The sequence below is a fragment of the Archaeoglobus fulgidus DSM 4304 genome (assembly GCF_000008665.1).
GTDB classification, from domain to species: Archaea; Halobacteriota; Archaeoglobi; order Archaeoglobales; family Archaeoglobaceae; genus Archaeoglobus; species Archaeoglobus fulgidus.
On record NC_000917.1, the window covers coordinates 1,494,802 to 1,515,337 of the forward strand.

The following is a 20,536-nucleotide window of genomic DNA, read 5'->3' on the forward strand; positions in this document are numbered from 1 at the left end:
ATAGAAAAATTTTTCTTACAGCATCTCAAGAAAACTTGACATTAACTTTAATACTTTTCAAGAAGACAGGACATCATGGAGACTCTTATTTTGACTCAGGAGGAAGTAGAATCCCTGATATCGATGGACGAGGCGATGAATGCTGTTGAGGAGGCGTTCAGACTTTACGCTCTTGGTAAAGCTCAAATGCCGCCAAAGGTGTATCTTGAGTTCGAAAAAGGCGATTTAAGGGCTATGCCGGCGCATTTAATGGGGTACGCAGGATTGAAGTGGGTGAACTCCCATCCCGGAAATCCGGATAAAGGCCTGCCAACAGTCATGGCGTTGATGATACTGAACAGCCCTGAGACGGGGTTTCCCTTGGCTGTGATGGACGCAACCTACACGACCTCTCTGAGAACCGGTGCTGCTGGAGGAATAGCGGCGAAGTATCTGGCAAGGAAGAACAGCAGCGTTTTTGGATTTATCGGCTGCGGAACTCAGGCGTATTTCCAGCTCGAAGCTCTGAGGAGAGTGTTTGATATAGGAGAAGTCAAGGCCTACGATGTTAGGGAAAAGGCAGCGAAAAAGTTCGTTAGCTATTGCGAAGATAGGGGAATCTCAGCTTCCGTGCAGCCTGCTGAGGAGGCGAGCAGATGCGATGTCCTTGTCACCACAACTCCGTCACGAAAACCAGTTGTTAAGGCTGAGTGGGTTGAGGAGGGGACGCACATAAACGCAATCGGTGCGGACGGGCCTGGAAAGCAGGAACTGGATGTAGAAATACTTAAAAAGGCTAAAATTGTTGTCGATGACCTTGAACAGGCCAAGCACGGCGGGGAGATTAATGTGGCGGTTTCAAAAGGCGTCATAGGTGTTGAAGATGTTCACGCAACCATCGGGGAGGTTATAGCCGGTCTGAAGGATGGAAGGGAGAGCGATGAGGAGATTACAATCTTCGACTCCACAGGCTTGGCGATTCAGGACGTGGCTGTTGCAAAAGTCGTTTATGAGAACGCCCTTAGCAAGAACGTGGGGAGTAAAATAAAGTTTTTCAGGATATGAAGGTAGCGGCACTGATTTCAGGAGGAAAGGACTCAATTCTAGCGCTGCACAAGGTTGCGGAAAAGCACGAGGTTATCTCTCTGGTGGGAATTTTTCCAGAGAATGAGGATTCTTACATGTTCCACTCCGTGAACCTCCACATGCTTGATGTTGTTGCCGAGTCTCTGGGTTTGCCGCTGAAGAAGCTCTACGTCTCCGGCGAGGAAGAGAAAGAAGTGGATGAGCTTGCAGGGCAGATTGGGGAAGTTGACGCTGACGCGCTGTGTATTGGCGGAATAGAGTCGAATTATCAGAAAAAGAGATTTGAAAAGGTTTGCAGGGAGGTGGGAATGAAGCTGATCGCCCCTCTGTGGAAAGCGAACCCCGAAAAGCTGATGTATGAGGTTGCTGAAAAATTTGAGGCGATAATTGTCAGCGTTTCGGCAATGGGGCTTGATGAAAGCTTTCTGGGAAGAAGGATTGATAAGGAATGCATTGAAGACCTTAAAAGGCTAAACGAGAAGTACAGCGTGCATTTGGCTGGAGAAGGGGGAGAATTTGAGACGCTCGTCCTCGACGCCCCGCTTTACAGGTTTAGGATAAAAGTTGACAGCATTAGAAAGTTCTGGGACGGGGTGAGGGGTTACTGTTTAATTGAACGATATTCAAAAATTTCGAAAACCTGAGTAGAAAATTTTTTGAACTCCTTTGCCTTTTATTTTCGAAGAGTTTGAAAATTGCGCGGTTTTGAATGTCTTTGAAAATTCGAAAACCTTTAATCATTAAAATATTTTTCGAAACCTTTATATAAGGCTGTGAAAAAAAATACATCATAGGTTAGGAGGTGGAAGAGATGCCTTTAATTAAAACACCGCCACCGCACGGCGGAAAACTTGTTGAGAGAGTTGTTAAAAAGAGAGACATTGCTGAAAAAATGATTGCTGGATGCCCAACTTATGAACTGAAGCCCACAACGCTGCCCGATGGTACACCAATTCGCCACGTTTACAGAGAGATAATGTCCGTCTGTTACGGCTTTTTCAGCCCCGTTGAGGGATCGATGGTGCAGAACGAGCTTGAGAGAGTTCTTAACGAGAGGAGATTGCTGAGCGAATGGATTTTCCCCTATCCGATTCTCTTCGACATCAGCGAGGAGGACTACAAGGCTCTCGACGTCAAAGAGGGAGACAGGCTCTTGCTCATGCTTAAAGGTCAGCCCTTTGCAACTCTCGACATCGAGGAAGTTTACAAGATTGACCCCGTAGATGTTGCAACCCGCACCTTTGGCACTCCGGAAAAGAACCCTGAAGTTGTGAGAGAGCCATTTGACGACAAGCATCCGGGATACGTGATTTACAAGATGCACAATCCAATCATTCTTGCAGGAAAGTACACGATTGTGAACGAGCCCAAGTTCAAGGAGCCCTACGACAGGTTCTGGTTCCCACCGTCAAAATGCAGAGAAGTAATTAAGAACGAGAAGAAGTGGAGAACGGTCATTGCCCACCAGACGAGAAACGTCCCCCACGTGGGGCATGAGATGCTGATGAAGTGTGCTGCTTACACCGGCGACATCGAGCCGTGCCACGGAATTCTCGTAAACGCCATCATTGGAGCAAAGAGGAGAGGTGACTATCCGGATGAGGCAATCCTTGAGGGGCATGAGGCTGTAAACAAGTACGGCTACATCAAGCCTGAGAGGCACATGGTCACCTTCACGCTCTGGGACATGAGGTACGGCAACCCGATTGAGTCGCTGCTGCACGGAGTTATCAGGCAGAATATGGGATGTACGCACCACATGTTCGGCAGAGACCACGCTGCGGTTGGAGAGTACTACGACATGTACGCGACGCAGATACTCTGGAGCCAGGGCATTCCGAGCTTCGGCTTCGAAGCTCCGCCCAATGAGGTGGACTACGGCCTGAAGATTATCCCACAGAACATGGCTGAGTTCTGGTACTGCCCAATCTGCCAGGAAATCGCCTACAGCGAAAACTGTGGCCACACCGATGCGAAGCAGAAGTTCAGCGGAAGCTTCCTGAGAGGAATGGTTGCCGAGGGAGTCTTCCCGCCGAGAGTTGTCATGAGGCCTGAGGTTTACAAGCAAATCGTAAAGTGGTGGAAAGTGTACAACTACCCCTTCGTCAACAGAAAGTACCTCGAACTCAAGAACAAGGAGCTTGAGATCGACCTCCCGGCGATGGAGGTTCCCAAGGCGTGAGGTGATGGAGATGCCGCACTACATTTCCGTTTTCCTGGATGATGAGAGGTACGAGAAAATCAAGGGAACACCGCTTGAGGAGAAAATCACGTACCTCTTTGGTGGCCAGCTTAAATCTCTGATCGTAGAGGTGCCGGAAGAGAAATCAGAGCAGATTCTCAAGGCCTTTGACAAGGCAAGAATTGACTCAAGGGGCTACATCGAAGATGTACCAGTAGCTTTCAGAAGAGCACTGTTCGAGGAAATTGCAAAGGCAAAGTCTTTGGATGTCATAGACAAGGTCCTTGAAAGGCTGGATGAGCTGGTGGAGGCAGCAAAGAAGGAGGATGAGTACATACCTCCACCAGATATAGAGTAATTTAATTTTTTTTTAGAAAAATGTATGAAAAGGTTGGAGGTGAGTTGAATGCCATCGTTTGTAAACCCGGAAAAGTGTGACGGATGTAAGGCGTTGGAGAGAACGGCGTGTGAGTACATCTGCCCCAACGACTTGATGACACTCGATAAAGAGAAGATGAAAGCGTACAACAGAGAGCCGGACATGTGCTGGGAGTGCTACAGCTGTGTTAAGATGTGCCCGCAGGGCGCAATTGACGTGAGAGGCTACGTGGACTACTCCCCGCTTGGCGGAGCCTGTGTGCCAATGAGAGGAACCTCAGACATCATGTGGACGGTCAAGTACAGAAACGGAAAGGTTCTGAGGTTCAAGTTCGCCATCAGAACAACCCCGTGGGGCTCAATTCAGCCCTTCGAGGGATTCCCTGAGCCGACCGAGGAGGCATTGAAGAGCGAACTGCTTGCTGGAGAACCCGAGATTATTGGAACGAGCGAGTTCCCGCAGGTAAAGAAGAAGGCTTAAAGGTGAGGTGGTAGAAATGGTATATTATCCGAAAAAGTATGAGTTGTATAAGGCAGATGAAGTGCCGACAGAGGTTGTGGAGACGGACATCTTGATTATCGGAGGAGGTTTCTCCGGCTGTGGTGCAGCGTACGAGGCTGCCTACTGGGCAAAGCTTGGCGGTTTGAAGGTTACGCTTGTTGAGAAAGCAGCAGTTGAGAGAAGCGGAGCTGTTGCCCAGGGTCTTTCAGCCATTAACACATACATCGACCTTACCGGCAGGTCCGAGAGGCAGAACACCCTTGAGGATTACGTCAGATACGTCACCCTCGACATGATGGGATTGGCGAGAGAGGACCTTGTTGCTGACTACGCAAGGCATGTTGACGGAACGGTCCACCTCTTCGAGAAGTGGGGACTGCCCATCTGGAAGACTCCCGATGGGAAGTACGTCAGAGAGGGACAGTGGCAGATAATGATTCACGGTGAGAGCTACAAGCCAATCATCGCAGAAGCTGCGAAGATGGCAGTCGGTGAGGAGAACATCTACGAGAGAGTTTTCATCTTCGAGCTTCTGAAGGACAAGAACGACCCCAACGCTGTGGCCGGAGCCGTCGGTTTCAGCGTTAGAGAGCCCAAGTTCTACGTGTTCAAGGCGAAAGCCGTCATTCTGGCAACCGGAGGTGCAACACTGCTCTTCAGGCCGAGAAGCACTGGCGAAGCAGCAGGAAGGACATGGTATGCAATCTTCGACACTGGCAGCGGTTACTACATGGGCTTGAAGGCCGGAGCGATGCTCACGCAGTTTGAACACCGCTTCATACCCTTCAGGTTCAAGGACGGTTACGGCCCAGTTGGAGCATGGTTCCTGTTCTTCAAGTGTAAGGCCAAGAACGCGTATGGAGAGGAGTACATCAAGACAAGGGCTGCAGAGCTTGAGAAGTACAAGCCCTACGGTGCAGCCCAGCCAATCCCGACACCGCTGAGAAACCACCAGGTCATGCTCGAAATCATGGACGGCAACCAGCCAATCTACATGCACACTGAGGAGGCTCTCGCTGAGCTGGCTGGAGGAGACAAGAAGAAGCTGAAGCACATCTACGAGGAGGCTTTCGAGGACTTCCTCGACATGACAGTCAGCCAGGCTCTGCTGTGGGCCTGCCAGAACATCGACCCGCAGGAGCAGCCGTCTGAAGCTGCACCGGCTGAGCCCTACATCATGGGTTCACACAGCGGTGAGGCAGGTTTCTGGGTATGCGGTCCTGAGGATCTGATGCCGGAGGAGTACGCAAAGCTCTTCCCGCTGAAGTACAACAGGATGACCACAGTCAAGGGACTCTTCGCCATCGGTGACTGTGCTGGTGCCAACCCGCACAAGTTCTCCAGCGGTTCGTTCACTGAGGGCAGGATTGCAGCGAAGGCCGCAGTGAGGTTCATCCTCGAGCAGAAGCCCAACCCAGAAATTGACGATGCGGTCGTTGAGGAACTCAAGAAGAAGGCCTACGCACCGATGGAGAGGTTCATGCAGTACAAGGACCTCTCAACTGCCGATGACGTCAACCCAGAGTACATCCTGCCGTGGCAGGGTCTTGTCAGGCTGCAGAAGATCATGGACGAGTATGCTGCTGGAATTGCAACAATCTACAAGACCAACGAGAAGATGCTGCAGAGAGCTCTTGAGCTGCTCGCCTTCCTGAAGGAGGACCTCGAGAAGCTCGCTGCAAGAGACCTCCACGAGCTGATGAGAGCATGGGAGCTTGTCCACAGAGTCTGGACTGCTGAGGCACACGTCAGGCACATGCTCTTCAGAAAGGAAACCAGATGGCCCGGATACTACTACAGAACCGACTACCCAGAGCTCAACGACGAGGAGTGGAAGTGCTTCGTCTGCAGCAAGTACGACGCTGAGAAGGACGAGTGGACCTTCGAGAAAGTGCCGTACGTGCAGGTCATCGAGTGGAGCTTCTAAAGCTCTAAAATTTTTCTTTTTTCTAAATCTAAAAGTTTTTATTGCATTGCCTTAACTCTGCATCATGTACTGGAACCCTGCCATTGAGAGGCTAAATGCCAAGGAGCTTGAGGAGATACAGGAGCGCAAGCTCAAGGCCTTGGTAAGCACAGTCTATCAGTATTCCCCCTTCTATCGCCAGAGGTTCAGGGAGGCTGGAGTAACACCTGACGACATCAAAAGTCTGAACGATTTGCCCAAGCTGCCCTTCACGAAGAAGCAGGATTTGAGGGACACCTATCCCTTCGGAATGTTCTGCGTTCCGCTATCTCAGGTTGTGAGATTTCACGCTTCAAGCGGAACAACTGGCAAGCCAACGGTTGTGGGGTACACTGCCAACGACATTCGCAACTGGGTTGAGAGCCTTTGCAGGGCTCTTGTTAGCTGCGGTGTGAGCAGCGACGACATAATGCAGATTGCCTACGGTTATGGGCTCTTCACAGGCGGTTTGGGCTTTCACTACGCTGCGGAAAGGCTTGGTGCTACTGTTTTGCCAATCTCAGCCGGAAACACTGCAAGGCAGATTGAGCTGATGAAGGATTTGGGCAGCACGGTTATGGCGTGCACGCCCTCTTACATGATTTACCTCGCTGAGTATGCGTCGCAGATGGGTGTTGACATCGCCGAGGACACGAATCTGAGGGCTGGGATTTTTGGAGCGGAGCCGTGGAGTGAGGAGACGAGAAAGAGGATTGAGGATAAGACCGGAATTACCGCATACGATGTTTACGGCACATCAGAGCTAAGTGGCCCCCTGTTCACGGAATGCACTGAGAGGCAGGGGCTGCACATCTGGGCTGACATGTTCCTGATAGAGATAATCGACCCCAAGACAGGGGAGCAGGTTGGTGAGGGAGAGAAGGGAGAGCTTGTTGTTACAACGCTAACGAAGGAGGCTTTACCGCTGATAAGGTGGAGGACTGGGGACATAACCTACATGGAGACCGACAAGTGCGCTTGCGGGAGAACTCATCCGAGGATAATGCGCATCCTTGGAAGAGCGGACGACATGCTGATTATAAGAGGTGTCAACGTCTTCCCGAGCCAGATTGAGCACGTCCTTATGCAGATTCCGGAAGTGGGGGAGCACTACATGATAATCGTTGACCGCCGCGAGGATGGGCTGGACGAGCTTACGGTGCAGGTTGAGCTGAGTGACAAGGCGGAGATAGACACCACTGGAGACATTCTGAAACTGGAGAAGAAAATTGCGGACAAGCTGAAGAGCGTTCTTAACGTCTGGGCAAAGGTTGAGGTTGTCAACCCAGGAACGCTGCAGAGGTTCGAGGGAAAGGCTAAAAGAGTAATTGATAGAAGAAAGATATAAGGTGATAGCATGGTAAAGCAGATTTCCGTATTTGTTGAAAACAAGCCCGGAAGGCTTGCTGCGGTTACGGAGGTGCTTATGAAGCACAACATAAACATAAGAGCCTTCACCATCGCGGATGCGGGGGACTTCGGAATAATCAGGATGGTTGTTGACAAAACCGACGAGGCGTATCAGGCCCTTAAGGAGGCCGGATTCACCGTCAGGCTGACGAACGTCCTCGCTGTGGAGGTCGAGGATAAGCCGGGAGCGCTGCACAGAATTGCCAAAGCGCTTGGTGACGCGGGTGTGAACATAGACTACGTTTACGCCTTCACGAGTGAGAAGCACAAGGCGTTGATAATATTCCGCGTTGACGATAGGGAGAAGGCAAAGGAAGTCCTCGAAAAACTGGGAGTTCTTTTCAAAGGAGAAATAAACTGATATGTCTTCAACCTCCACACCTTTTTTAAAGATAGGTATCTTTTTATCCCTCGTAGTTCTCGCAGGAACAGTCGGTTATCACTTCGTTGAAGGGTGGGACTGGTTCGACAGCCTCTACATGACTGTTATAACCATAACGACTACGGGTTACGGCGAGGTTAAACCAATGGGGCCGGGGGGAAGAGTAATTTCGATGTTGCTGATGTTCGTGGGAGTTGGGACATTTCTGTATGCCGTAAACGTGTTTATGGGGCTGATAGTTGAGGGCAGAATTGAGAAAAGGTGGGAGAAGATGATTGAAAAAATGGAGGACCACTTCATACTCTGCGGATACGGGCTAATGGGAAGGGAAATAATTAAAGAGCTTCCAAAGGACAAGGTAGTCGTTATCGACTCCGATATCGGTAAAGTATCGGCGGCGAGGGAGGATGGATACGTTGCTGTGCACGGTGATGCGACAGACGACTTTACGCTTGAAAAAGCTGGAATAGGAAAGGCTAAGGCGCTAATTTGCTGCATGAGCGATGCCAGTAATGCCTTTGCCATCTTAACTGCCAAGGAACTCAATCCGAGAATAAAGACTGTTGCAATCCTCAGAAGCCCGGATGCGGAGAAAAAGATGAGGAGAGTTGGTGTTGATATCCTTCTCTCCCCCTACCGGGATGCGGCAAAGAAGATTATCTCCCTGCTTTCAGAAAAAGCCGTTGCAGAATTTGTTGAGACTGTTATAAGCGGGGCGAAGTCGCTGAACCTTGAGAAGGTTGTTGCCGATGAGTATATGGATGGAAAAACTCTGAGAGAACTTGACTTGAGGAGAAGGACTGGATGCATTGTTGTTGCAGTGGTGAGGAGGGGTGATGTGATACTGCCGGAGGCTGACACCAGGCTTGAAAAGGGGGATATTCTGTACATCCTCTGCTCCGGTGAAGCACCTCTCGAGCTTTAAGCCACGCCTGTCTTCTCCACAACGAGCTCAAACTCTTCTTTTGTGGGTTTTACAGCTTCGAGAATTGTGAACCTCTTTTTTCTGAGCTTCGTCGCAAGCATCAATGCCTCTATCACCTGCTCCCTTGTCAGGCCGATTTCCTTTGCCGTTGTCGGGGCATGGACCTTCTCAAGCGACATCTTAATCTGCTCCCAGTCACCCCTCCCGTAGTACTTTTCGTGGAGGTACTCCATTATTATCGTACCGAGGGCAACCTGCTCTCCATGAGTGCCGTTCCCGTAGCCGAGATAATCGAGAGCGTGGCTGAACTTGTGTTCCGCTCCGCTTGCGGGTCTGCTTGAGCCCACGAAGGCTATAGCAACGCCGCTCATAATCAGTCCCCTCAGCAGCATCAGCAGGTGGGGCGGGAGCGTTAAATCAAGCTCATCGGCCTTGCTCACCATTAGCTGCGCTGGCATCACGGCAATAGATGCAGCAACCTCATTGTAATCCTCCCCAACCAAGTCTCTTGCAAGCTGCCAGTCCTTCACTGATGAGATGTTTGAAACGAGGTCACCGTAGCCGGACCTGAGCAGCCTGATGGGACAGTTCTTTATAATGTTCAGGTCGGCAATCACCGCCGACGGGGGGTTGGTTGAAATGGATATCGGCTTTCCGTTCTCCTTGAAGCTCGCCACCGGAGAAGCTATACCGTCGTGAGAGGCTGTGGTGGGCACGCTTATCATCGATGCGTTAAGCTCTGACGAAACAACTTTCGAAACGTCTAGAACCTTCCCCCCACCAACACCGACAACTGCATCATAGTCTGCAAAGCCTCCTCTCAGCACGATTTTCCTTGCCTCCTCCATCTTTGCCGACTCAACGAGCATCATGTCGTATTCGAAGTCCTTTAGTGTTTCTTTGAGATTGACAACTACAAGATTCTTCACAACTTCATCCGTCAGGAGAAGAAAGTAGTTTGCATCCAAACTTCTCAGAACCTTCGGCAGTTTTGAAATCACGTTTTCGCCAATGTACACGTGATACGGAAGGTCAACCGTCTTGAATCTCATGCTACCACCTCTTCGTAAAACCAGTGTGTACAGTCTGTGGAATTAGTATATAAATCTAATCGACTATTTCTCAAGCAGCATCATAAGCTCCTCCGGAAAGGCGGTGGAGAAGCAGGAAAGGTTACCATCGAACCCCGTGCAGAAAACGGGGACGAAAGTTACCCTGACGGGAGTTTTTTCCCTCATCGCATCAACATAGACGGGGATGTAGTTTTTCCTGATGAATTCCATGGCAGACTGGTTGCTTCTGAAGAACTCCTTAAATCTCTTGCATACCCCGCACTCGGACGTGCCTATGAACACGAACATCTCCTTTTTTTGCTCTTCAGAAAGCTTTTTCCCCTCCTGGTAGCTGTACCAACCTTCCATTGAATCGCTTTGGCTGAAGAGGGAGACTGCGACCAGAGCAAGGGCAACAACTGCGAGTAGAGCGTAGATTGCCTTCACAGTTTTTGGAATGAATAAAGATTTATCAATATTTTGCGAAATTTGTTCATGGACGAAAAACTGTTGAAAACTATAGCCGAGTCAAAATACCTCGTCGCGTTAACGGGAGCCGGAGTGTCGGCTGAGAGCGGAATACCGACCTTCCGCGGAAAGGATGGGTTGTGGAACAGGTATCGTCCCGAAGAGCTTGCCAACCCTCAGGCTTTTGCTAAGGACCCTGAAAAGGTCTGGAAGTGGTACGCTTGGAGGATGGAGAAGGTTTTCAACGCTCAACCGAACAAAGCGCACCAAGCCTTTGCGGAGCTTGAGCGATTGGGGGTTCTGAAATGCCTGATCACTCAAAACGTTGACGACCTGCACGAGAGGGCGGGAAGCAGAAACGTCATCCACCTCCACGGCAGCTTGAGGGTGGTGAGGTGCACATCCTGCAACAACTCCTTCGAGGTCGAATCTGCGCCGAAAATCCCTCCTCTGCCAAAATGCGATAAGTGCGGCTCCCTTTTGCGTCCAGGGGTGGTTTGGTTTGGGGAGATGCTCCCTCCCGATGTCCTGGATAGAGCGATGAGAGAAGTTGAAAGGGCGGATGTGATAATTGTAGCCGGCACCTCAGCGGTGGTTCAGCCGGCAGCATCGCTTCCGCTGATCGTTAAGCAAAGAGGAGGAGCTATCATCGAAATAAACCCGGACGAGACACCTTTGACACCGATTGCAGATTACAGCCTGAGAGGGAAGGCGGGGGAGGTCATGGATGAGCTGGTGAGGCACGTCAGGAAAGCTCTGTCTTGAGAAACTCTCTCAGGAAGACGGTTGCGTAGCAACCACGCGGCAGGTAAAAGCTGAATGTGCTGTCAGTAAAACTCAGACCTGTGTGCTCTATGAGAGTGTCCGCAGGTCTGTAGGAGCCGCTGGATGAGAACTCCTTGTGCTTAGTCTTAAAGCTGCTAAGGTCTAAATTGTCCTCGCTGAGAAAATCGAGGGCTATTCTGCTCCACCCCTTCAGCTTCGTATCGTAACCAACAAGCGGCAAGGCCAGAGAAGCGACTCTCTCCTTTACGAGGAACCTAACTCTCGCCTCGTTAACTTCAACCTCGCTGCAGTCCGAGAAGGTTGGACGTGTTTTGAAGGTCAGGTAGCACGCAAAGTCCCCCTCTTCCAGAGTTTTTAGGCTGCCGAACTGTCTTATCCTCTCTGAAAGGAGCCTGTTAAAGATGTAAGACTGGTAGGCGTGAACGAACATCATTTTCAGGTTTTTCGGCAGTGAGAGCAAAGCCTCCTCCTCGCTTTTTCCCTCTCTGAGCTTTTGAAGCAAATTCCTCTCATATCGCAGGTATTTTGGCAGCTCTCTCAAACCGAGCTTTGCATCCCTCGTTTCCCACAGAATTTCCCTTATTTTTCTGACCTCCTCGTTCTCACCCTCAAAGGGCTTTGCGACGTAAACCCAAAACGCCTCCTCGTAGTTATTCTGAAGAATGAGCTTCCCCACCTCATGCGTGATGAACCTTATTGAGCCAAAGCGCTGAAGACCGAAAAAATTTGGAGTTCCCTTCTCCATTAACTCGTTTCTCGTCTCCTGAAATATCTCTCCGTCCCTGCAGCCGTAAACCCTGATTCTGAAAAAGTTTCCGAGCAAATCCCCTAGCTGAATTGCTCTCCTTGCATATCCGATGACCTCTATCTTCGCGTCTTTCAGGTTTACTCTCTCAATTTCTTCTTTCTTTACTCCGTAAATGGAAAAATACTGCACAGTCAGCGCTCTTTTGTCCTTCGTCCCAGCGAAGCTTATCCTTTTCTGGCTTATGCCGAGAGCGTTGGAAAGCACTCTGGCGAAGTTAAGCGTATCCCAGTTTTTCTTTTCCACCCTGATTATCAGAAAATCCCCTTCATCGCTCAAATTAAACTCTGCAATCTCTTCGACGTAGAAATCCTCAGGCTCAGCCTTAATCTCTCCACCCATTCCGGGAGTAGAGGTGATGTAGCATTCGATGCCTACCTTTTCCTCCACATTGCAGCATGACCCAATAGCTTTATATCTTTGCCTGAAGTAATTAGCAGAAAAAATAAAAAATTAGGGATCGGTGTCGATCTCAATGGAGTTCTGAAGCTCGTTGTATTTCCTCACGGTGGCTATGTTCCTCATCATGTAAGCCAAATCTCCCTGCAGCTTTAGCTTCCCCTGCATAATCATCGTCGTCGGGTCGATTTTCTTGAAAATCATCTCTTTGAATGCCGCATATGGCCCGCTGAGCTTGAACTTCGCATCCTCCTTCTCGCCCGGAGCAACGGGCTCGGCGTGTCTCATCTCCCCATGCCAGAAGTCCAGCCAGATGTAGAGTGCCGCACCCTTCACCTCGTCAAGCTTGATTTCGGCAACCTTTTTTGTTAGCTCGTCATAGTTCAGCGAGTCTACATCCATGTCCTCGTCGAGCGATAAACCGAGCTTTTGAAGGAAGACCTCTGCCGGGGTGCCCTTGAACTTCTCCCTCCTCTCCTTTGGTATTGCGTAAACCAGGGACAGGAACCCTCTGAGGATTTTGGGGTTCTGAAAGTCCTTCAGGGCAGCCTCGTCTATTTCGGAAATAACGAGATAATCCCCCTCCCAGTTTGCCGCCACCCTCTTGTACTCCTCATCGCTGTTAACGACTCTCAAAAGCTCGTCCAGCCACTCCTTCGACGGATACACAACTGCCATGTTTTTAAGTAGCCAGCACCTGTTTTAATTCTTTCTGATTTTTGATGATGATAATGGAAATAATCATTTTAAACATAAAATTTATATAATAATTGATTAACTTTTGCTATGAGGCTCGCCTTGGCAGTACTGATTTTATTGCTGAGTATCGCACCAGCCATGGCCCTCTGCAGCTACGAGGTTGTTGAGGAAAGGTACGCTGACCCCTTTACGGTGGATATCAGCAGCATGCCGTCCTTGAAAGATTTGCCGGTTGACGACCCAAGCGATGGGATAGACTGGGTGAAGGTGCCTCTTCCTAAGCCATGCGTTAACGGAATGGGCAAGGATACGTTCATTATGGTGAGGAAGGGCTCTTCGAACAACCTTTTGATTTTCTTTGAAGGTGGAGGGGCATGTGCGGACTACGAAACGTGCAAGCCAATGCTCTGCACAGACCTTAAGAGCTGCAAGCCTCTGCTGGGAATTGGAAGCGTTGTTGCGCTGGAGTCAAATTTCTGTTTCCTCAAGCTTTACTACAGAGGAGGCATTTTTGACGTCAAGAAGGCCGAGAACCCGTTCAGGGACTGGACGATTGTGTTCGTGCCCTACAACACCGGCGACCTGCACATGGGGAACAGGGTAGTGAGATACTTTGATGATGGGAAGGAGAAGACGATATACCATGTGGGGTACGTCAATGCGATAGTTGCGATGAGGTGGATAAAGGAGAACGGTAACTTTGACAGGATTGTAGTTGCAGGTTCGAGCGCAGGCGGCTACGCAACTCTGCTTCACGGCTATACCGCGTGGAGTATTTTTGGTAAGCCTGTGACGGTGATAAACGACGCGGGGCCGGGAATAAATCCGGATAGCGACAGCAAGTTCCAGGTGAATGAGATTATGGAGAGGTGGGGGAGCAAGCAGAACTTCCCGCCTGAAGCGCTGCAGTATTTTGAGGGAAAAGACCCAGCCTACGCGATAGAGTACTTCCTAGATAAGTGCAGCGATTGCGTTTATGGCTTCTTCGAAGACCAGAAGGATTTGGTTATAGGGAGTGTTTTCAGCGCTTACTGGCCCTGGCAGTTTAAAACAAGGCTTTTGAAGGTAACCGATGAGCTGAGGGATTACAGCGACAGATACTGCAGATTCCTGCCCTACGACTACCAGCACACAGTCCTTACCGGCGGGCTGCTTTATCCGCTGCAGAAGGACCGCTTTTACTGCGAGAAGGTTGGCGGATACAGGGTTTACGAGTGGGTAAAGGAGTTGCTGAGGGGCAACTGTGTGGATTTGGTTGAGTGATTGTTTTTTATTTTTCTTTTATTCTCATTTGCAGAATCTTAATGCGCTTTAGAAGTTCTGAAATATAGCCCAGGGTTTCATTTAGATCAGGGAAGTAATCGCTCGGATGTGCACACTCATTTCTCTTACTTAAGAGTCCTTTAAGAGTTTTCATTTCACTTTTATTCAAAATTCCAACGTCCTTTGCAGCTTCAATTATCTGAAAGTCAGGGTACTCTCTAAAGTCTTCTTTTTTTGAAATTTTCCATTTTTCTTTTTTATTTTTAATTTGAGGTATGTGTAATGCCAATATACTGTGAAGGAAATCGATAAAACCTGCCCATGCAAGGACGTGTGCCGCTCTAAAAAGACCGTTCTCCACACACCTCAAAGCTTCTCTGAACAATTCATCTTGCTCGATAGATAATCCATCCAGCTCTTTATAACTTTCATCTAATCTAATTATACGTGATTTCCCTGCGCTTTCGTATGTGCTTAGGAGCTTGTGGACTTCTGATTCATATTTTAATAAATTCTTAACCATATTTTCTAAAATATCCATGTCACTCAGATAGCAAATTTCTTTTAAGTGAACGAAACAATTTATCATAAACTTCTTCATCAGTTGTGGCAGGTAACTGAAGTTGGATGTTTACATTAATCGTTAGGCCCTTCGGTGTTTGTTTTTCCATTAAAGTTGTTAAACCCTCTCTGGAGGGAACAACCTCATTATGGGGGTATTCCTCACTATTGGACTCGAAGTCAGCAAGTTCACATAGAGCTTTGAATGTCTGAATCATTTTTTCGATGGTATTCTCTGCTTTTCCTGTTTGAGAAGCAAAAAAGTTTCTCAAAGCTTCTTTGTCTTTCCTATAAGCATCAGGATAAGTTTCAAACAATTCCTTATAGGCGTTTTTTATTGCTTCAGCCATTACTTTTGGTGCAAGATCTTTATCTCTGTATCTTGCCCATAATTCGGTCGGAACACCGCTACGGTCTATAAAACCTAACTTTTTCAATAGTGGGATTATCGAAGGGTCATTGGAGGAGGTAAAACCTATAGAATTTATCCATTTTTGTGTTACCTTGGACGGAAGTCCTGCTTCCTGAATTTTTTGAAAGAATGGTTTTATCTTTCCAGGAACGGTCGTATAAGGAAACTCTGCCATATTTGAACACCGAATATTGTTTACTAAAAACATAATATAAATTTTTTGGTAAAATGAAATATGCGCATTCCAGTAAATAAACAAACGCCTTACTTCATAAACTACACGCAGAACACAACCCCTCTGTCAACCTAAAAAGTGTAGCCATGTATTTATGTAGTAAACCTTAAATCCGAAACCACAACAATTCCAATATGGGATACACCACAGTCAGAATCTCCGTTGAGGACAAGGAGAGGCTGAAGAGGATCGCAAAGAGACTGGGAAAAAGCCTTTCGGAGACTCTAAGCTATGCTATAGATGTTGCAGAAAGAGAGTCGGACAGAGTTAGAGGGGATGTTGACAGCGTTCTCCAAACTCTGAAATTTGGGAAAGATATAGGCAAAACCAACGCCGAAAAAGTTGACGAGTACCTCTATGGCGGCTCTAATTGACACTGGTATATTTTTTGGCTTTTACAGCTTAAAGGACGTGCATCACATGGATTCTGTGGCGATTGTAGTTCATGCAGTTGAGGGAAAGTGGGGCAGGCTGTTTGTAACGAACCACATTCTCGATGAGACACTAACGCTTCTGAAATACAAAAAGCTCCCAGCAGACAAATTCTTAGAGGGTTTTGTTGAGTCTGGTGTGCTGAACATAATTTACACAGACGACGAAGTTGAAAGAAAGGCTCTGGAAGTTTTCAAAGCCAGAGTTTACGAAAAGGGGTTTAGCTACACCGACGCCATCTCTGAGGTTGTTGCTGAAGAGCTTAAATTGAAGCTTATCAGCTACGATAGCAGATTTAGCCTTCCCACAATCGGGCGTGATTACTGGAAAAGTCTTGATGAGTCAGAAAGGAAGAGGATAAGTGCTATTCTGAGAGAGAAAGGTATCGACGGATAGCAACTTTTTAAACCCCCCAACCCGTTATGGTTGTGGAACACAATCCCTTCGCCAAGCGCTACAGGAAAGGGATGAAAAGGATTGCCTTAGTTTACCCGAACAGGTATGTGGGCGGGATAACAAACCTCGGGCTGCAGTATATCTACGCCAGAATCAACGAAAGCGATGCGATCTGCGAGCGCTTCTACGCTGATGTTTTCGACGGTTTGAGGAGTATCGAATCAGCCACTCCCCTCTCAGAGTTCGACGTGGCGCTTTTCAGCCTGCAGTACGAGACGGACTACTTCAAGGCCGTTGAAATTCTGAAGAGGAGCGGATTTAAGGGGCTGAAGATTGCCGGCGGGCCGTGTGTGATGGAGAATCCCCAGCCATTGATGGATTACTTCCATGCTTTCTTCATCGGGGAGGTTGAGGGTTACGTGGAGGAGTTGATTCACGCCAAAAATGCAGAGGAGCTCTCAGGCATCCCCGGTGTTTTCACGGGAAGGGAGGAGAAAGTAAAGAGAGTTTACGCAAAGCTGGACAGGCACATAGAAAAGGAGATAATAGGGGAGGGAGCTTACGGCAGGTGCTTTCTGCTTGAGATTGGCAGGGGGTGTGTGAGGAGGTGCAGATTCTGCATTGTGAGGCAGATTTACTTCCCGCCGAGGTGGAGAAAGAAGGAAATGCTGCCAGAAATTGGGGAGGAGAAGGTTGCGATAATCGCCCCCTCCCCCTCAGACCATCCTCAGTTTAAGGAAATCCTGCAGCACTACGTTGAGCAGGGAAAGGAGGTATCGCCATCCTCTGTGAGAGCTGACACGCTTGATGAGGAGCTTGCGGATTTGCTGAAGAAAGCTGGAGTTAAAACCCTCACCATTGCCCCTGAAACAGCTTCCGATAAGTTGCAGGAAGTGATTAACAAGGGGATTGGGGATGAGGAGGTTATGAGGGCTGCAGAGCTCGCTTCAACACGCTTTGAGAAGGTCAAGCTCTACTACATGGTTGGTCTGCCGGGGGAGAGCTTTGAGGACGTTAAAGCCATCTTAGAGCAGGCGCTGAGGGTGAAGAAACTTGTGGGCAAGGTGGAGATATCCGTAAACCCGCTCGTTCCTAAACCCCACACACCCTTGCAGTGGATGGGGTTTGGTGGTGAGGAAGAGTTGAGGGAGGGGATTAGCCACCTCAAAAAGAAGCTGGAATATCTGAGGAGGGAGGCGAGGAGAGCGGGGATTGGGGCGGACGTTTCCGGCTTCAAAGAGTTTGCCATCCAGACCATTTTGTCCAGAGGAGATAGAGAGGTGGCAGAGATGCTTGAAGGTGCCAGCTACAGAAAGTTTGAGAAGTATCTTAAGCCAATTAACCCGGATTCCCCACTGCCGTGGGATTTCATAGACCACGGCTACAGGAAGAGCACGCTTTTGAAGGAGTACGACAAGATAAAGAAAATTCTTTAACTGCCTGTCCTATTTTTGCCGATGAAGATTGCGATATCCGGCAAGGGTGGCGTGGGGAAAACAACTCTCGCAGCTACTCTCGCTTACCTCTTCGCTAGGGATGGTTACAGGGTCACGGCGATTGACTGCGATGCCGATATAAACCTCCCCTCTGCCTTGGGCGTGAAAGAGAAGCCAAAGCCGCTTTCAGAGCTTCACGAAATCATTGAAAAGAGGGTTGTGGGGCCGATGGGGACATACAAGCTCAACCCTAAGGTTGATGATGTCTTTGAGGAATACTCGGTTTACAACGAGGATGGTGTGAGGGTTCTCGTTCTCGGCACCATAGAGAAGGGGGGAGAGGGGTGCTTCTGCCCTGAAAACGCTTTCCTGAGGGCGATACTCAGGCACGCCATCTTCAAGAGGGAGGATGTGCTAATTCTGGACATGGAGGCCGGGATAGAGCACCTCGGCAGAGGGACGGCGAGGGGAGTGGATTTGCTGATAGCGGTAGTAGAGCCTGGAACGAGGGCTGTTGAAACTCTGGAGAGAATTGAGAAGCTGGGAAGGGACATTGGAATTGAGAGGATTGCCGTTGTTGTAAACAAGTTCATCGAGTCGGAGAGGGCGAGAGAGCTGATTTCGGGGATAAAGTATCCGATTCTCGGCGTTATCCACTACGACCAGTGCTTTGTGAGGGCTGATCTGGAGAACGTTCCGCCCTACACCGTCTGCGATTTGAAGCCATTTGAGGAGATTAAGAGGAGGATTGAGGAGTTCGTTCAATAAAATTTATTTGAGTTAGATGAGAAAGTGATTATACATGAGAAGAGAGGAAGCCCTGAGAAAACTAAGGGAGAGCAGGAAGGAGCTAAAAAAATTTGGAGTAAAAAGAATTGGTATTTTTGGTTCGATTGTAAGAAACGAGGCAAAAGAAGATAGTGATGTAGACATTTTCGTTGAGTTTGAGCCGGGAAAAGCAACCTTTAAAAACGTGGCTGGACTTGTTGACTTCCTTGAAAGTCTTTTTGGGAGAGAAGTGGACCTCCTGACACCTGCTGGAATCGAATCGATAAGGCTGAAACATGTGAAAGAAGAAATAAGGAAGGAGATACAGTATGCCTAAGCGTGGTGACAGAGAGTTTGTTCTCGACAGGGAATTGAAGGTTAAGGGTTATGTGAAATGAAGCTCGGCGTTGTAACGAGAAAGGGTAAAAGGCAGGACGACATAAGGATGTTCTCGCAGTTTTTCGAGGTTAAGGTTTACGAGATTCCGGAGGAGCTGCCGGAGCTCATAGACGAGCCTGCTGAAATTTTGAGGCTGCCGGATGACTTCGATGTGGACATGATCGTTTCATTTGCCGCTCACCCCGACATAAACCTTGAGCTAATAAAGCAGGCCGCAGAGAGAGGCATTGGCCTTGTCATCATTTCGGGAGGGGCGAAGGGAGGAGCTTACAAGCAGCTTAAGGAGGAGGGAGAGAAAAGAGGGGTCAGGGTCGTCTGGGAGGAAATCTGCTGCGCCACACCCAAAGTTGAGGACGAGAGAACGAGGGAATTTTTCGAGCACTTCGGCGCTCCTGAGGTTGAGGTGGAGGTTGAAAACGGAAAGGTGAAGGATGTGAGAGTGAAAAGGTCGGCCTTCTGTGGCGCCACTTACTACGTAGCAGAGAAAATAAAGGGGCTGAGCGTGGAGGAGGCTCCTACAAAGGCGGGCTACTACACCCAGATTTACCCCTGTCTGGCTCCGAGAGGTCACGAGGGCGGGATTCACAAGGCGGCGAGGGCCCACAAAAGAGCAGTGGAGAAGGCCATTGAGAAGTCTAAGTAAGAAATTAGTTTTGTTTTGCTCACGCAATTAACGAAACGCTCTCTAGGATGTACTTGGCTGAGATTCCGATAATAAGCAGGGAGAGCAGAATTCTTAGCTTTCTCTCCTCAACTCTTCCCTGCAGTTTGGATCCGATGAAAATCCCCATAGCACCTCCTGCACCCATAGCTATCCCGTTTTCAAGGTTTGGGGGATAACCCAGAGCCGTGTAGCTGGCCAATCCGAAGACTGAGGCTGCGAAAGTCCCGACGAGGTTTGCTCCGGCAATGGCCTTTATCGGCAGGCTGTAAAGGGATACGAGAATCGGCGCCATCAGCGCCCCACCACCAACGCCGTAGGCTGAGGCAACGATTCCGATGGTGAATGAGGTTAAAGCGATGGCAAGCGGATTGAAGGTAAAAATACTGTTAGCGAAGCTGAACTCCACTTTCAGCGATGAGGATTTCAGAATTTTCATTTCCCCTTCTATGCGCTGAGATTTCGATAAAATCAGCCTAATTCCAAGGTAAAGCAGCACTGCTGCCACAAAAGCCTTGAAAGCCCTAACGTCTCCGAGCAGGTGGATTCTGACGAGAGTGCCGAGATACATTCCTGGCAGGTAGCCGAGAACGAGAGCAATTGCGAGCGGAAGCAGAAACCTCTTCTCCCTCCAGAAGTTGTAAGCTCCGCCGGGAATTGAAAGAATGTTGTAGAGAAGGTTTGTTGAATTCGCAATAGGAGAGGTGACTCCGAGAACACTTAGCTGGAAGGGCAAAAGCAAGAAGGCTCCCGTAACTCCGGCTGGTGAGCAAATGAGTCCTATTATAAAGGCAGCGATGAAGGGGAGCAGAGGAATTTCAGGCATTGGAATTCAAACTCACACAATCTTTTAAGGATTTTGATTTAAGAGGGCGATAGCGAATCAGATAGGTAACTACGACAACAATGCCTGAATTGCAACTCTTAAGCCATCAAGTTTCATCACCAGCAATTTTTTAAATCAACATACATACA

General features: G+C 48.9%; 24 protein-coding genes. 17 read left to right on the top strand and 7 right to left on the bottom strand.

The genetic code is table 11. The features are described from left to right. Positions 1 to 75: 75 nt before the first annotated feature. The 9 genes from ala (at position 76) to AF_RS08415 (ending at position 8,789) form a co-directional block, all read left to right on the top strand. Positions 76 to 1,044, top strand: a complete 969-nt coding sequence (gene ala, locus AF_RS08375; protein WP_010879161.1) for an alanine dehydrogenase — start codon at positions 76 to 78, stop codon at positions 1,042 to 1,044. Beyond that, positions 1,041 to 1,709, top strand: coding sequence for a TIGR00289 family protein (locus AF_RS08380; RefSeq protein WP_010879162.1), 669 nt, complete (start codon positions 1,041 to 1,043; stop codon positions 1,707 to 1,709). Before ala ends, AF_RS08380 begins: the two co-directional genes overlap by 4 nt. Positions 1,710 to 1,876: 167 nt before the next feature. Further along, complete coding sequence (sat, locus tag AF_RS08385) at positions 1,877 to 3,247, top strand: sulfate adenylyltransferase (RefSeq protein WP_048064439.1); 1,371 nt, start codon at positions 1,877 to 1,879, stop codon at positions 3,245 to 3,247. Positions 3,248 to 3,257: 10 nt separating this feature from the next. Next, entirely contained in the window at positions 3,258 to 3,605 is a 348-nt protein-coding gene (locus AF_RS08390) for a DUF6955 family protein (protein WP_048064720.1), read from the top strand. 48 nt (positions 3,606 to 3,653) lie between these two features. Further along, positions 3,654 to 4,106, top strand: coding sequence for an adenylyl-sulfate reductase subunit beta (gene aprB / locus AF_RS08395; protein WP_010879165.1), 453 nt, complete (start codon positions 3,654 to 3,656; stop codon positions 4,104 to 4,106). Between the two features lie 16 nt (positions 4,107 to 4,122). Then, positions 4,123 to 6,054, top strand: a complete 1,932-nt coding sequence (gene aprA / locus AF_RS08400) for an adenylyl-sulfate reductase subunit alpha (protein WP_010879166.1) — start codon at positions 4,123 to 4,125, stop codon at positions 6,052 to 6,054. A 64-nt stretch (positions 6,055 to 6,118) separates the two neighbouring features. Then, positions 6,119 to 7,420 carry a phenylacetate--CoA ligase family protein gene (locus AF_RS08405; RefSeq protein WP_010879167.1) on the top strand — a complete coding sequence of 434 codons (1,302 nt, stop codon included), beginning with the start codon at positions 6,119 to 6,121 and terminating at the stop codon, positions 7,418 to 7,420. 9 nt (positions 7,421 to 7,429) lie between these two features. Beyond that, positions 7,430 to 7,843, top strand: a complete 414-nt coding sequence (locus tag AF_RS08410) for an ACT domain-containing protein (protein ID WP_010879168.1) — start codon at positions 7,430 to 7,432, stop codon at positions 7,841 to 7,843. Position 7,844: 1 nt separating this feature from the next. Next, on the top strand, positions 7,845 to 8,789 hold the full coding sequence (locus AF_RS08415; RefSeq protein ID WP_010879169.1) for a potassium channel family protein: 945 nt from the start codon (positions 7,845 to 7,847) through the stop codon (positions 8,787 to 8,789). On the opposite strand, the gene egsA is transcribed toward AF_RS08415, so the two are convergent. Next, the gene (gene egsA, locus AF_RS08420; protein WP_010879170.1) at positions 8,786 to 9,841 is read right to left on the bottom strand and encodes a sn-glycerol-1-phosphate dehydrogenase; all 1,056 of its coding nucleotides are present in this window, start codon (positions 9,839 to 9,841) and stop codon (positions 8,786 to 8,788) included. The genes AF_RS08415 and egsA overlap by 4 nt on opposite strands. Before the next feature lie 63 nt (positions 9,842 to 9,904). After that, positions 9,905 to 10,288 carry a thioredoxin family protein gene (locus tag AF_RS08425; protein ID WP_010879171.1) on the bottom strand — a complete coding sequence of 128 codons (384 nt, stop codon included), beginning with the start codon at positions 10,286 to 10,288 and terminating at the stop codon, positions 9,905 to 9,907. A gap of 48 nt (positions 10,289 to 10,336) precedes the next feature. Between AF_RS08425 and cobB1 the strand changes: the two genes are divergently transcribed. Next, positions 10,337 to 11,074 (top strand): NAD-dependent protein deacylase Cob1, encoded by a 738-nt coding sequence (gene cobB1, locus AF_RS08430; RefSeq protein WP_010879172.1) that lies wholly within the window; start codon positions 10,337 to 10,339, stop codon positions 11,072 to 11,074. Here cobB1 and truD read toward each other — a convergent pair. Next, positions 11,055 to 12,290, bottom strand: coding sequence for a tRNA pseudouridine(13) synthase TruD (gene truD, locus AF_RS08435; RefSeq protein WP_010879173.1), 1,236 nt, complete (start codon positions 12,288 to 12,290; stop codon positions 11,055 to 11,057). The genes cobB1 and truD overlap by 20 nt on opposite strands. A 63-nt stretch (positions 12,291 to 12,353) precedes the next feature. After that, positions 12,354 to 12,977: an SCP2 sterol-binding domain-containing protein gene (locus AF_RS08440; RefSeq protein ID WP_010879174.1), complete on the bottom strand. Its 624-nt coding sequence runs from the start codon at positions 12,975 to 12,977 to the stop codon at positions 12,354 to 12,356. A gap of 108 nt (positions 12,978 to 13,085) precedes the next feature. Here AF_RS08440 and AF_RS12440 point away from each other — a divergent pair, with 108 nt between their 5' ends. After that, complete coding sequence (locus tag AF_RS12440) at positions 13,086 to 14,261, top strand: vtpJ-therm (RefSeq protein WP_010879175.1); 1,176 nt, start codon at positions 13,086 to 13,088, stop codon at positions 14,259 to 14,261. Positions 14,262 to 14,268: 7 nt separating this feature from the next. Here AF_RS12440 and AF_RS08450 read toward each other — a convergent pair whose 3' ends face one another. Further along, positions 14,269 to 14,802 (bottom strand): hypothetical protein, encoded by a 534-nt coding sequence (locus AF_RS08450; protein WP_048064440.1) that lies wholly within the window; start codon positions 14,800 to 14,802, stop codon positions 14,269 to 14,271. 1 nt (position 14,803) lies between these two features. Beyond that, positions 14,804 to 15,442 carry a DUF5343 domain-containing protein gene (locus AF_RS08455; protein WP_010879177.1) on the bottom strand — a complete coding sequence of 213 codons (639 nt, stop codon included), beginning with the start codon at positions 15,440 to 15,442 and terminating at the stop codon, positions 14,804 to 14,806. 161 nt (positions 15,443 to 15,603) lie between these two features. Here AF_RS08455 and AF_RS08460 point away from each other — a divergent pair, with 161 nt between their 5' ends. The 6 genes from AF_RS08460 to AF_RS08485 are packed head-to-tail and all read left to right on the top strand — an operon-like array spanning position 15,604 to position 19,543. Further along, positions 15,604 to 15,843, top strand: a complete 240-nt coding sequence (locus AF_RS08460; RefSeq protein WP_010879178.1) for a hypothetical protein — start codon at positions 15,604 to 15,606, stop codon at positions 15,841 to 15,843. Beyond that, positions 15,827 to 16,297, top strand: a complete 471-nt coding sequence (locus tag AF_RS08465; protein ID WP_010879179.1) for a PIN domain-containing protein — start codon at positions 15,827 to 15,829, stop codon at positions 16,295 to 16,297. The genes AF_RS08460 and AF_RS08465 overlap by 17 nt, the downstream gene beginning before the upstream one ends. A 26-nt stretch (positions 16,298 to 16,323) precedes the next feature. Beyond that, positions 16,324 to 17,733, top strand: a complete 1,410-nt coding sequence (locus AF_RS08470; protein ID WP_010879180.1) for a radical SAM protein — start codon at positions 16,324 to 16,326, stop codon at positions 17,731 to 17,733. Positions 17,734 to 17,754: 21 nt separating this feature from the next. Continuing rightward, entirely contained in the window at positions 17,755 to 18,501 is a 747-nt protein-coding gene (locus tag AF_RS08475) for a P-loop NTPase (RefSeq protein ID WP_010879181.1), read from the top strand. A gap of 34 nt (positions 18,502 to 18,535) precedes the next feature. Then, positions 18,536 to 18,838, top strand: a complete 303-nt coding sequence (locus tag AF_RS08480; protein ID WP_010879182.1) for a nucleotidyltransferase family protein — start codon at positions 18,536 to 18,538, stop codon at positions 18,836 to 18,838. A gap of 57 nt (positions 18,839 to 18,895) precedes the next feature. After that, positions 18,896 to 19,543 carry a DUF166 domain-containing protein gene (locus AF_RS08485; RefSeq protein ID WP_010879183.1) on the top strand — a complete coding sequence of 216 codons (648 nt, stop codon included), beginning with the start codon at positions 18,896 to 18,898 and terminating at the stop codon, positions 19,541 to 19,543. A 19-nt stretch (positions 19,544 to 19,562) separates the two neighbouring features. Here the strand turns inward: AF_RS08485 and AF_RS08490 are convergent, their stop codons facing one another. Beyond that, entirely contained in the window at positions 19,563 to 20,387 is an 825-nt protein-coding gene (locus tag AF_RS08490; RefSeq protein WP_010879184.1) for a sulfite exporter TauE/SafE family protein, read from the bottom strand. Positions 20,388 to 20,536 lie beyond the last annotated feature (149 nt).